The 11,955-nt window shown below is 72.0% G+C and carries 12 protein-coding genes; 5 read left to right on the forward strand and 7 right to left on the reverse strand.

What is annotated here, in order from left to right; all coding sequences use genetic code 11:
• Positions 1-53 precede the first annotated feature (53 nt).
• Both murQ and ABT009_RS31485 read right to left on the reverse strand, forming a co-directional pair.
• The gene (gene murQ, locus ABT009_RS31480) at positions 54-1,055 is read right to left on the reverse strand and encodes an N-acetylmuramic acid 6-phosphate etherase (protein ID WP_351302555.1); all 1,002 of its coding nucleotides are present in this window, start codon (positions 1,053-1,055) and stop codon (positions 54-56) included.
• A gap of 75 nt (positions 1,056-1,130) precedes the next feature.
• The gene (locus ABT009_RS31485; RefSeq protein WP_351302816.1) at positions 1,131-2,060 is read right to left on the reverse strand and encodes a MurR/RpiR family transcriptional regulator; all 930 of its coding nucleotides are present in this window, start codon (positions 2,058-2,060) and stop codon (positions 1,131-1,133) included.
• A 125-nt stretch (positions 2,061-2,185) separates the two neighbouring features.
• Between ABT009_RS31485 and ABT009_RS31490 the strand changes: the two genes are divergently transcribed.
• Together ABT009_RS31490 and ABT009_RS31495 are read left to right on the forward strand one after the other, a co-directional pair.
• Positions 2,186-2,584: a DUF8819 family protein gene (locus ABT009_RS31490; protein WP_351302557.1), complete on the forward strand. Its 399-nt coding sequence runs from the start codon at positions 2,186-2,188 to the stop codon at positions 2,582-2,584.
• On the forward strand, positions 2,581-2,865 hold the full coding sequence (locus ABT009_RS31495; protein ID WP_351302559.1) for a DUF4031 domain-containing protein: 285 nt from the start codon (positions 2,581-2,583) through the stop codon (positions 2,863-2,865). Before ABT009_RS31490 ends, ABT009_RS31495 begins: the two co-directional genes overlap by 4 nt.
• A gap of 39 nt (positions 2,866-2,904) precedes the next feature.
• Here the strand turns inward: ABT009_RS31495 and ABT009_RS31500 are convergent, their stop codons facing one another.
• Complete coding sequence (locus ABT009_RS31500; RefSeq protein WP_351302561.1) at positions 2,905-3,981, reverse strand: GNAT family N-acetyltransferase; 1,077 nt, start codon at positions 3,979-3,981, stop codon at positions 2,905-2,907.
• A gap of 69 nt (positions 3,982-4,050) precedes the next feature.
• Positions 4,051-4,722: an HD domain-containing protein gene (locus ABT009_RS31505; RefSeq protein WP_351302563.1), complete on the reverse strand. Its 672-nt coding sequence runs from the start codon at positions 4,720-4,722 to the stop codon at positions 4,051-4,053.
• A gap of 269 nt (positions 4,723-4,991) precedes the next feature.
• On the opposite strand from ABT009_RS31505, the gene ABT009_RS31510 reads away from it, so the two are divergent.
• Positions 4,992-5,693, forward strand: a complete 702-nt coding sequence (locus ABT009_RS31510) for a copper homeostasis protein CutC (protein ID WP_351302565.1) — start codon at positions 4,992-4,994, stop codon at positions 5,691-5,693.
• Positions 5,694-5,799: 106 nt separating this feature from the next.
• Here ABT009_RS31510 and ABT009_RS31515 read toward each other — a convergent pair whose 3' ends face one another.
• Positions 5,800-7,941 carry a HelD family protein gene (locus tag ABT009_RS31515; RefSeq protein WP_502990004.1) on the reverse strand — a complete coding sequence of 714 codons (2,142 nt, stop codon included), beginning with the start codon at positions 7,939-7,941 and terminating at the stop codon, positions 5,800-5,802.
• A 428-nt stretch (positions 7,942-8,369) separates the two neighbouring features.
• Between ABT009_RS31515 and ABT009_RS31520 the strand changes: the two genes are divergently transcribed.
• Complete coding sequence (locus ABT009_RS31520; RefSeq protein WP_351302567.1) at positions 8,370-8,558, forward strand: hypothetical protein; 189 nt, start codon at positions 8,370-8,372, stop codon at positions 8,556-8,558.
• Between the two features lie 78 nt (positions 8,559-8,636).
• Positions 8,637-9,824 (forward strand): glycosyltransferase 87 family protein, encoded by a 1,188-nt coding sequence (locus tag ABT009_RS31525; protein ID WP_351302569.1) that lies wholly within the window; start codon positions 8,637-8,639, stop codon positions 9,822-9,824.
• Between the two features lie 52 nt (positions 9,825-9,876).
• Here ABT009_RS31525 and ABT009_RS31530 read toward each other — a convergent pair whose 3' ends face one another.
• Together ABT009_RS31530 and ABT009_RS31535 are read right to left on the reverse strand one after the other, a co-directional pair.
• Positions 9,877-10,158: a type II toxin-antitoxin system RelE family toxin gene (locus ABT009_RS31530; protein ID WP_351302572.1), complete on the reverse strand. Its 282-nt coding sequence runs from the start codon at positions 10,156-10,158 to the stop codon at positions 9,877-9,879.
• A gap of 77 nt (positions 10,159-10,235) precedes the next feature.
• Positions 10,236-11,879 carry a DNA repair helicase XPB gene (locus ABT009_RS31535; RefSeq protein ID WP_351302575.1) on the reverse strand — a complete coding sequence of 548 codons (1,644 nt, stop codon included), beginning with the start codon at positions 11,877-11,879 and terminating at the stop codon, positions 10,236-10,238.
• Positions 11,880-11,955 lie beyond the last annotated feature (76 nt).

The following is an 11,955-nucleotide window of genomic DNA, read 5'->3' on the forward strand; positions in this document are numbered from 1 at the left end:
GCGCGGGGGCCACCTCAGCAGCTGTGCCCCTGGGCCGGAGGTTGCGGTCGTCGTCAAGTCTTGGCTGCGTTGATCGCGGTGCGTAGGTGGCCTTCTGCGTTGGTCAGGAGGCGGGTCGCCGTGGGGGCGTCGACGTCGGCGAGGAGGATCAGGATGGCCGTTTTGACCTCGCCGTCGGCTGCGCTCAGGGCCGCCTCGATCTGGTCGTCGGATGCGCCCGTGGCGAGGGCGACGATGTGGCGGGAGCGGGCGCGGAGCTTCTCGTTGGAGGCCCGTACGTCGACCATCAGGTTTCCGTACGTCTTGCCCAGGCGGATCATGGTGATCGTCGAGAGCATGTTCAGGACGAGCTTCTGGGCCGTGCCCGCCTTCAGGCGCGTCGAGCCGGTGAGGAGTTCGGGGCCGACGACGATCTCGATGCCGTGGTACGCCGCGGCCGCGAGTGCGCTGTCCGCGTTGCAGGACAGGCCGATCGTCAGCGCGCCACGCGCGCGTGCGTACTCGACGGCGCCGATCGCGTAGGGGGTGCGGCCGGAGGCCGAGATGCCGACCACCACGTCGTCCGCGGTCAGGCCGAGCCCGTCCAGGTCGGCGGCGGCCAGCTCCCTGGAGTCCTCGGCGCCCTCGATCGATGTGACCACGGCGCTCGGGCCGCCCGCGATGAGGCCGACGACCTGGGCCGGGTCGGTGTTGAAGGTGGGCGGGCACTCGGAGGCGTCGAGGATGCCCAGGCGGCCCGCCGTGCCGGCGCCCGCGTAGACGAGTCGGCCGCCGCGGGACATACGGGCGGCGATGTCGTCGATCGCTGCGGCGATCCGGGGCAGCTGCGCGGCGACGGCCGACGGGACGGTGGCGTCCTCGCCGTTCATGATCTTCGCGATCTCCAGCGTGGGCAGCCGGTCGATCTCGGAGAGTTCAGGGCGGAACGCCTCCGTGGTGAGAGCCGCCAGCTCGGCGCGGAGATCGCGGTACGCGGCGGGTCCGCGGTGGGCGGTGGACGCGGCTCCGGATGAGGTCTCGTCGGCGGCTGTGTCGTCGTCGGTTCGGGAGGTCATGGGGGGCGGCTCTTTTCGGTGCCTGGTGTTCGGTGGTTTTGGGGTGGGGGCCCGACCAGGGTGCGAGGTGGGGGGTCAGCGGCCCGTGCTGCGTGGGGAGTGGCGGTGCGCCAGGGCCTCGTACGAAGCGGACAGGGCCGGGGCCGCGGACTCGTACGTCCGCTGGGCCACGCCCACGAACAGGCAGTCCACGACGAGCAGCTGGCTGGTGCGCGACGACATCGCAGCGGGGCGCAGCTCGCTCTCGCGCGCCGTGGACGTAGTCAGGATGTGGTCGGCGTACTGCGAGACGGGCCCGTCGGGGCGGCCCGTGACCGCGATCGTCGTCGCGCCGTGCTCGAAGGCCACGCGCAGTGGCTCGATGACGTCGCCCGTCGAGCCGGAGTGGGTGATCGCGATCGCCACGTCCTTGGTGCGCAGCTGGACGGCGTTGGTTATGGCCAGGTGCGGGTCGCCGTGTGCGTGCGCGATGAGGCCGATGCGCAGCAGCTTCTGCGCCAGGTCCTGGCCTACCAGAGACGACGCGCCGATGCCGTAGATGTCGATGCGGCGGGCGGCGGCGAGCGCCGTCACGGCCGCGCCGAGCTGGGCCGTGTCGAGCCCGGCGGCGGTGTCGGCGAGGGTCTGCTGCTCGTCGTACGCCAGCTTCGCCACCACGTCCGCGATCGGGTCGTCGACCGCGATGTCCGCCGTGACGGACGGGGCGCGGCCCGACTGCTGCTGCGCGGCGAGGCCCGCCAGGGCCAGGCGCAGATCGCGGTAGCCGGGGTAGCCGAGGAGGCGGGCGGTGCGGACCACCGTCGCCTCGCTGGTGCCCGTGAGCTCGGCGAGTCCGGTGACCGTGAGGGCCGCGCAGCCGGCCGGATCGCCGGCGACGGCTTCGGCGACCCGCTGCATCGAGCGCGTCATCGACGGCGCGAGCGTGCGCACCTTGGCCGCGAGGGCGGCGGGGGCCGGCGAGGCGCTGCCACCCCCTGCGAAAATTTCCTTCACGTTACTGGTCACCATTGAAAGATATTTTCGCTCCAGACGGGCGGTCAAGAGTGCGTCGGTACGGTTTCCACCGGTCTCTACCTCTGGGGCCACGTGGCAGCTTGGTGGTACGCGCGACGGTTGCGCACAATGGCCTCATGGACTCCTCGGACGCACCGCAACCTGTCAGCCCGCTGGAGCAGGCACTGCACGCGGCGCGTGCGCTGGTGCTGGCGGATCTTGTCGCGCGTGAGGTGGCCGAGGCCGATGTCGTCTCCCTGGTGGAGGAGTCGGTGGCCCAGCGTCGCTGGTGGGTCGAGCAGTGGCCGGAAGGCGTGGACTACGTGGCCGGGTTGATCGCCCAGGACGTGCAGGACTCCCTCCTGGAGCGGTACGGCCGGTGGCCGCTGTGCCCGGTCTGCGGCTCCGGAGATCCGCATGCCCTGGACGTCGAACCCGAACTGGGGCCCGATCCGCACTGGGTGTGCGGCAAGATCGGTGTGAAGGTCGCGGCGGTCGGCTCGCTCGGTTCGTGCGGCGAGACGACCACGTCGTGACGGTCTACATCGACCCGCCCACCTGGCCCGGCCACGGCCGCATGTGGTCCCACCTGATCAGCGACGTCTCGTACGACGAACTGCACGCCTTCGCCGAGCGGCTGGGCATCCCGGCCCGGGGTTTCGAGCGCGACCACTACGACCTGCCGTCGCACCGGTACGCGGACGCGGTGGCCGCGGGCGCCGTGGAGGTCAGCAGCCGCGTGGTGGTGCGGCTGCTGATCGAGTCGGGGTTGCGCAGGCGTAAGGGGTCGTACGTGTCCAGGGGCCCGGGTTCCTGAGCCCGGCCGGGGTTCTGGGGCCGTGCCGTTGCGTATGCGTCAGGCCCGCAGTTCGTACGTGTAGTTGTCGTCGCGCTCGCCGACCCTGGTGAAGCCCGCGCGTGAAACCACCGCCTGGGATGCGGTGTTGGTGCGGTCGACGGTCGCGTGCAGCGTCTTCGCCTCCGGGCGGGCGAGGGCCCAGCCGGCCAGGGCGCGCAGCGCCTCCGTGGCGTAGCCGTGGCCGCGAGCCCCCTCCACCAGGTCGTAGCCGACCTCGACGTTTCCCTCGTCGTCGGGGGTGCTGTGGAAGCCGATGCCGCCGATCGCGCGGCCGTCGTCGTGACGGACGATCGCGAACACGCCCCACTCAGGGCGGTGCGATCCGGCCGTGTAGGCCTTGATCAGCAGACCGGCCGCGGTACGCGTGCCCTCGTACGGCCCGCCCTCGGTCCAGTCGAAGCCGCCGGTGCCGCCGGTGTGCAGATCGGCCGCCGCCGCGGGGGTGATGCCGTGCAGGGCGATGCGGCCGGCGGGGATGTGGACGGTGTTGTTCCAGCGCCACTCGGTGAGGGGCGCGCGGTACGGCAGATCGCCGCGGCCGGTGGCCCAGAGCAGGGTCCGCCAGTGGTCCGGACCCGGCTGCACATGCGGGAAGATCCGGGTGAGCACGGCCTCGCACAGCGCGGCCGGGGGCTCCCACGTCAGGCCGAGGCCCTGCGCGATGTCGTGCGTGTGCACGAGCACCTCGGTGATACCCATGGCTGCGAAGCCCTCGGGGCCGGCGCTGCGGAACGGATACGGGTGGAAGGCCCGGACGTTCGCCGGGGTGGTGCGGACGGCGGCCGACAGCAGTCCGCCGGTCGCCTCGATCACCCGTAGTACGCCCTCGTTGTCGGTGCCCTCGTCGAGGGTGATCTCGAAGGGGACGTACGCCTCGGTCGCGCGGCCCGCCAGCTGGCCTGCGTACGCGATGAGATCACTCGCCATGTGCTCCGCCGTGTAGCGGCAACTCCACTCGAGGCGGCCCGCCCTGACCGTCCAGTCCCGCCCTGCGGACGCTGCTGCCGCCGGTCGCAGTGCCTCGACCGCGCATGCGACGGCCTCATCCACCTGGTCCCCGCCCATGACACGCATGGCGTGAGGATAGGTGATCACGATGGTGGGGGAGCCGGGTTTCCGGCGGAGCGGATCGGTGGCTGCGGATCAGTCGGAGGGCTCCAGCAGGTCCAGCTCCGTCGCCAGGTTCCGGCGGGCCAGGTCCTCCCAGTGCGCCTTGCCGTACGGAGTGCGGAACAGGCTCGGCAGGGCGAGGAGTTGGCGCAGGACCGCGGCGCGGCCCGCGCGGAAGGCGTCGTCGGGTACGAAGCCGTACTCCTCGCGGACGGCGGCGGCGTACGCGGCGTACGTCTCGGGGGACGAGGCGAGGATCGCCAGGTCCGCGTCGCACAGGACCTCACCGTTGGCGTCGCCGGTCGCCGGGTCATGGGTGATCGTGAGGCGGACCAGGCGGGCGACCTCGGCCGTGCCGGACTCGTCGATGCCCAGCTCCAGCAGCGCCCGTTCGGCGATGCGGGCGCTGCGCTCCTCGTTCGTCGAGCGCTCGGGGAGGTAGACCGCGTCGTGGAACCAGGCGGCCAGGCGGACCAGGGCGGGGTCGTCGGCGTACTCCTCCAGTACGTCGACGTGGTCGAGGACCGCGCGCAGATGGTCGGTGGTGTGGTACCGGCGGTGGGGTTCCGACCAGCGGGCGAGGAGGTCGTCGGCGTACGGGTGCGGGGAGGGTTCGTCCGTGCCCGTACCGCGAGCGGCCGTGACGGTTGAGGACCAGCGGGTGTGCAGGTCTGTGGGGGTGGAGTGGGGTGGTGTGGCGGCCATGCCCGCCATTGTCTCGGGGCGGGGGGCTTCGGCGCTCCGCGCCGTTGTTTTTGCGCCGCTCCGCAGCGGGTTCTCTTCGCCGCTCCGCGGCGGGTTTCCCGCCCGACCGCCCCTTTTGCCCGCTCCGCGGCCACGGTTCTTCGCCGCTCCGCGGCGCGCCCCCGTGGTGCCGTCTGTAGGCTGGATATTGGACTAGACCTGTTGGGCGTGCAGGTCTGGAGGGCCCCTCGGGCCCGTACGCCCTGTAGCCACCCGACGATTGGGGTCCCATGAGCAAGCGTGCAGTTCTGGAGGTGATCGCCCTCACCGCCGAGGACGCGGTCGCCGCCCAGGCAGGAGGCGCGGACCGGCTGGAGCTGGTCACCGACATCGCGGCCGACGGGCTGACGCCGTCACGCGAGACCTTCGCCCGGATCCGCGCGTCCGTCGGCATCTCGCTGCGCGTGATGCTGCGGGCCTCGGACGGGTTCGCGGCGGGCGACGCCGCCGCGCTCGACAGGCTCGTACGGGAGGCCCGTGCGCTGCGGGCGGAAGGCGCCGACGAGTTCGTGCTCGGGTTCCTGACCGCGGCAGGAGAGGCGGACCTGGGCGCGATCGAGGCCGTGGCCGGCGCGGTCGACGGGTGTCGGTGGACGTTCCATCGGGCCGTCGACCACGCCGCAGACCGGGATGCACTGCGCAAGCAGCTCGCGGATCTGCCGGGGCTCGACACCTATCTGACCGCCGGCTCGGCCGCCGGAGTCGACGACGGGCTCGACGTCCTCGTCGCCGAGGCGGCCCGGCACGGCGAGCCCGGCTACACCCAGCAGATCCTGGTCGGCGGCGGGCTCCGCCTCGACCATGTGCCGCGGCTGCAGGCCGCGGGTATCGACGGCTTCCACATCGGCGGCGCGGCCCGCCCGGGCGGCTGGTCGGCACCGGTCTCGGCGGACGCCGTCGCGGAGTGGCGCGGCGTGCTGGACGCTGCCTGACCCAGACTGCGCGCTCGGGGCCCGCGCGGTCTCCGCCGTCCGGGCCCCCGGGAGCGTCCACTCTTTGTTTTCCGTTCTAGAAGTGGTCGGGAACGGTCAGAGGCGTTCAGGGGTGCGTCTGGGTGAGCTGTTCGGGCAGTGGTGCCGCATGCACCACGATCAGGCCCGAGACCGCTCGGGTCAGGGCGACGTAGAGCCGGCGCAGGCCCGTGCGTTCGTCCGGTTCGCCGTCGACGACGGCGGAGGGCTCGTCGAGTACCACGTAGTCGTATTCGAGGCCCTTCGCCAGGGAGGCGGGTACCAGCGTCAGGCGGGTGTCCGGTGTCGTCTCCTCGCCGGGGGAGAGATACGGCATCCCCGCCGCCGTCAACGCCTCGGCCAGTGCGGGGACGCGGGCGTCGGCCGCGATCAGGCCGATGGAGCCCTCGTGGCGCAGCGACTGCGTGCAGGCCGCCAGGGTCGCCGCGTCCAGGTCGGCGGCGTCCGCAACCTGATGCACCGTCAGCGAGCCGGGCGTCTCACGCACCGAGTCCACCGCCGCGAGCCCGGGAGCGATCGCGGGCAGCAGCCGGGACGCGTACGCGATGACCTCGCGGGGCACGCGGAAGCCCGCGGTCAGCTCCTCGACGAGCGCGTCCGGGTGGCCGAGGTGGCGCAGTGCCACGTCCCAGCTCGGCGTCGCCCAGGGTGTCGTGCCCTGCGCCAGGTCGCCGAGCACGGTCGCCGAGCCCGTGGTGCAGCGGCGGCCCACCGCCCGGTACTGCATGGGGGAGAGGTCCTGCGCCTCGTCGAGCACGACATGCCCGAGGGAGTGCGTGCGCTGCACCAGGTCCGTCGCCTCGTCGATCAGCACCGCGTCCGCGGCCGACCACTTCGCCGACTTCACGCTCCGCGCGGCCCTTTTACCGGATCCAGGCTGCGTCCAGATGATCGCCTTCTGCTCGTGCTCGTCGAGGATCCCTTCCGCGTGTTCGGCGAGGAAGTCGGCGTCGGAGAGCAGGCGCAGCACGAGCTTCGCCGGGTCGACGGCCGGCCAGATCGCCTTGACGGCCGTCTTCACGGCGGCGTTGCGGGCCACCGCGTCCTGCACCCGGTCGTCCGGCGCCTCGCCCGACTGCTCCATCCGCACCAGCACGGCGTGCGCGATGCGCTGCGGGAGGGCCTCGCGGGCGGCGCCGTAGCGGATGTCGCGGGCCAGCAGCTCCCGTACGAGCTCCTCGAGTTCGTACGCCGGAACGCGCCAGCGGCGGGAGCCGCGGACCACGACGACCGGCTCGGTGGGCATCGTGACGTGCGAGCGGACGGCCCGGCGCAGGACCTCCGCCATCCTCGCGTCGCCCTTGACCAGCGCGGCCGCCGGGTCGTCCGTCCCGCGCACCTCCACGTGCGCGACCAGGTCGTCGACCGTCGCCTGCTTGACCTCCAGCTCGCCCAGCGCCGGGAGGACCTGCTCGATGTAGTGCAGGAAGGACGCGTTCGGGCCGATGACCAGGGTGCCCGTGCGGGCGAGGCGCTCGCGGTGCGCGTACAGGAGATACGCGACCCGGTGCAGGCCGACGGCGGTCTTTCCGGTGCCCGGGCCGCCCTGTACGCAGACCGTGCCGGACAGTCCCGACCGTACGATCTCGTCCTGCTCCGGCTGGATCGTGGCGACGATGTCGCGCATCGGGCCGACGCGCGGGCGCTCGATCTCCTGCTGGAGCAGCTTGCTGGTACGCGCCGCCTCGGCCGGGTCGGAGAGGTGCTCGTCCTCGTACGCGGTGAGGTCGCCGCCCGTGTAGCCGAAGCGGCGGCGCAGCGCGACGTCCATGGGGTCCTTCTTGGACGCCCGGTAGAACGGCTGGGACACGGGCGCGCGCCAGTCGATCACCATCGGGTCGCCGTCGGCGTCGTGGACGTGCCGCCGTCCGATGTAGAAGCGCTCTCCCTCGGCGCCCTCGGCCTGTTCGGCGCCCGGTGCGTGCATGTAGTCCAGCCGGCCGAAGAACAGCGGGGTGTGGGCGAGGTCCGCGAGGGCCTTGATCCGCTCGTCGATCTGGTGCTCGAGGACTGCCGCGTTCACCCAGTTCGCGGTGACGTCGCTGATGTCGAGGGACTCGACGTCCTCGCGCATCGCGCGCAAGGCGGCGCGGGAGGCGGCCAGATGGGAGCGCTCGCGGGCGAGGGGATCGTCTGACGGGCCGTCGGAGGGGCCTTCGGAAGAAGGACCTTCGGAAGGGGCGGCGGACGGCGCTGACGAGCTGGACACGGGGTGGCCTCCGGAAAGGTGCTGCGTGAGCAGGGCGTACGACTCATGGCACCACCGGTCGGCGGCCGGGTGGCGGATGCGGTGCCGCACGGGCCGCGGTGTGCGCATGCTGTCGTGGCGGGATGCCGGCCAGTTTCCGTCCGGCCGGCCGCGCTCCTCGCAGGGGAGGCGGGCAAGGTCGGCGATTCTAGGCCAGGGGCCGGGGGCGGGGCCAACGAATTTCCGCGGGCGGGTCGTCGCGTGCGTGAAGCGGCCACCGGCGGCTCGCGGCACGTCGGCGGCTTGCGGCGCGTCCGCGCGCCGTACCCGCGCCTGCAACCCTGACACGACCCCAGGGGGACGGGTCCGTCGCGGGTCGTACGCGGCGCCGCCGCAGGTTACATCCGCGGGCCGATGCCCCTGCCGGGCCCGGTTTCCACAATGGAGACATGACCACTGCAGCCTTCTCTCCCGCCCCCTTCCACTCCGGTCCGCCCGGGGCCACCGCCGCCACCGGGAGCCGCCACACCCACCGCATCGGCGACGTACTGCGCGCCGTCAGGGTCTTTGCGAGCGCCGCGTTCAGGGTGATCGTCCTCGGCGAGTACGCGGAGGAGGCGGGCGTCCGCCGCCGCTGACCACCACGTGGACCACTGCCGCTGACCCGCAGGTGCCGCAACCCCTGACGAGGGCGTCGATCCACTAAGGTCGCGCCCGTGACGTACCGGACTGTGATCCTCCGATCGCATACCGCAGCGGCCCTGCTCCTCGCGCTCTCCGTCTCGGCCCTTCTCGCGCTCTGTGCCGTCCAGCGCATCCCCATGGCCGACGCCCTGGTGTACCGGGCCGAGGGCTCCGCCGTCGTGACCGGTCGCGATCTCTACGGCTTCACGGTCACCCAATGGCGCCTGCCCGCCACCTATCCGCCGTTCGCCGCGATCCTCTTCGTACCCATCGGGTGGCTCCCCCTGGGCCTCCTGAAAGCAGTCTTCGTCGCCGGGAATGCCGCGCTGCTCACGCTGCTGGTGTGGCTCTCGTGCCGGTTCGCCGGGCTGCGTGCGACGCTCCCCGCCGTCTGCGCCGCATCCGCGGCCGCCCTCTGGCTCGAACCCGTCTTCCAGACGCTGCTCTTCGGGCAGATCAACCTCGCCCTGGCCTGTCTGGTCCTCTGGGACCTGACCAGGGCGCCCGGTGCCATCGGCAAGGGTTTCGCGCTCGGCATCGCCGCCGGAGTGAAGCTCACGCCGGCCGTGTTCATCCTGTATCTGCTGGTCACACGCCGGGTGCGCGAGGGGCTCACGGGGCTCGCCGCCTTCGCGGGCACCGTACTGCTGGGCGCGGTCGCCCTGCCGGCCGCCAGCGTCGAGTTCTGGACGCGCCGGGTGTTCGAGACGGACCGGGTCGGCAAAGCGTGGATCGTCGACAACCAGTCGCTTCAGGGGCTCGTCGCACGGGGCCTGGGAGACCCGTCGCCCGGGCTCGCCTGGGCGGTGCCCGCGGCCGCCCTCGCGGTGGCCGGCCTGTGGCTCGCCCGCCGGGTCCCCGACGACCGGTGGGGCATCCTCCTCACCGCCGTCACCGCACTCCTCGTCTCACCCATCAGCTGGTCGCACCACTGGGTGTGGTGCGTCCCGCTGATCGCGGTGCTGGTCGCGGAGGGCCGCCCGCGCCTCGCGACGGGCGTGGCCGTGCTGTTCACCGCCCGTACGCTGTGGCTGGTGCCGCACCAGGGCGACCTCGACCTCCGACTGTCCTGGTGGCAGCAGCCGTTGGCTTCGCCGTATCCGCTGCTCGGGGTGGGGCTCCTGGTCGCGATGGCGGTACGCCGTCCCGTCGCGCCGGTGCCCGCACTCCCCGTGCCGCGCGGGGAGCGGAACCCCCGCCCGGGCGTACGGGTCGGCTGAGCAGCCCGGACCGCAGCCGGCTGAGCCCTCGGGTGCTCAGCCGTCGTGGTGCTCAGCCCTCGGGCAGGAGGATGTCCGCGTCGTCGAAGATGCGCAGCATGATCAGCAGCAGCCGTCCGCGGGACACGGTGTACTCCGCGACGATCTGTGACGTCAGCCGGATCTCCCGGTCCTGGTCGCCGATGCCGATCGGCCGGGAGACCTCGGTGTACGGATCGCGCGCGAGTATGTCTATGGCCTTGTCGAAGGCAGCCCTGCGTACCGGGTCGAGGCGGTCGCGGTCACGGGCCGCCGACTCGGTGTACAGCACCTCGTAGACGTCCTCACGAGGCATGGGGTGCCCTCCTTGCCATGGCTTGTGCCGTCCGGCCAGCGTACCGACCGGTACCGGCATCGCGGGAGCCGTTCGGATCAGCCCCCCGCGAGCAGCTCGTCCGCGTCCACGATCCGGTACGCGTACCCCTGCTCCGCCAGGAACCGCTGGCGATGGGCCGCGAAGTCCTGGTCGATCGTGTCGCGGGCGACCACCGAGTAGAACACCGCCGGGTGGCCGTCGGCCTTCGGGCGCAGCACGCGGCCGAGGCGCTGGGCCTCCTCCTGGCGCGAGCCGAACGTGCCCGACACCTGGATGGCGACCGTCGCCTCCGGCAGGTCGATGGAGAAGTTGGCGACCTTCGACACGACCAGGACGCTGATCTCGCCTTGCCGGAACGCGTCGAAGAGCTTCTCGCGCTGCGCGTTCGACGTCTCGCCCTTGATCACCGGCGCGTCCAGGTGCTCGCCCAGCTCGTCGAGCTGGTCGATGTACTGGCCGATGACGAGGGTCTGCTGGCCCTTGTGCTTGCGCACCAGCGCCTCGGTGACCTTGCGCTTCGTGTCGGTCGTCGCGCAGTAGCGGTACTTCTCCTCGGTCTCCGCCGTCGCGTACGCGAGCCGCTCCGAGTCGGTGAGGTTGACGCGGACCTCGCAGCAGTCCGCGGGCGCGATGTAGCCCTGCGCCTCGATCTCCTTCCACGGCGCGTCGAAACGCTTCGGCCCGATCAGCGAGAACACGTCCGACTCGCGGCCGTCCTCCCGTACGAGCGTCGCGGTCAGGCCGAGGCGGCGGCGCGCCTGCAGGTCGGCGGTGAACTTGAAGACGGGCGCGGGCAGCAGGTGCACCTCGTCGTAGACGATCAGGCCCCAGTCGCGGGAGTCGAACAGCTCCAGGTGTGGGTAGATGCCCTTCCGCTTCGTCGTCAGCACCTGGTACGTGGCGATGGTGACCGGGCGGATCTCCTTGCGCGTACCGCTGTACTCGCCGATCTCGTCCTCCGTCAGCGACGTCCGCTTCACCAGCTCGTGCTTCCACTGGCGGGCCGAGACGGTGTTCGTGACGAGGATCAGCGTCGTCGCCTTCGCCTGCGCCATCGACCCGGCGCCGACCAGCGTCTTCCCGGCCCCGCAGGGCAGGACGACGACACCGGACCCGCCGTGCCAGAAGCTCTCCACGGCCTGCTTCTGGTACGGGCGCAGCGCCCAGCCGTTCTCGGCCAGCTCGATCGGGTGCGCCTCACCGTCGACGTATCCGGCGAGGTCCTCGGCCGGCCAGCCCAGCTTCAGCAGGGTCTGCTTGATCTGGCCGCGCTCGGAGGGGTGCACGGCGACCGTGTCCGGGTCGATGCGGACGCCCACCAGCGGCTTGATCCGCTTGGACCGGAGGATCTCCTCGAGTACGGGCCGGTCGGTGGTCGTCAGGACCAGGCCGTGCGCCGGGTCCTTGGAGAGCGTGAGGCGGCCGTAGCGGTCCATCGTCTCGGCGATGTCGACGAGGAGCGCGTGCGGCACCGGATAGCGGCTGTACTGCACGAGGGCGTCCACGACCTGCTCGGCGTCGTGGCCCGCGGCACGCGCGTTCCACAGGCCGAGCGGCGTCACACGGTAGGTGTGGATGTGCTCGGGGGCCCGCTCCAGCTCCGCGAAGGGCGCGATGGCGCGACGGCAGGCGTCGGCCTGGTCGTGGTCCACTTCGAGGAGCAGGGTCTTGTCCGACTGGACGATGAGGGGTCCGTTCACTCGCGTCCGTCCCTTTCTGCACGGTCTGTGCGATGTGCACAGCCAAACGTCCAGTGTGCCCCACCGCAGAAAACGG

Origin of the sequence: Streptomyces sp. NPDC002896 (genome assembly GCF_040295225.1) — a bacterium.
Lineage (GTDB): Bacteria > Actinomycetota > Actinomycetes > Streptomycetales > Streptomycetaceae > Streptomyces.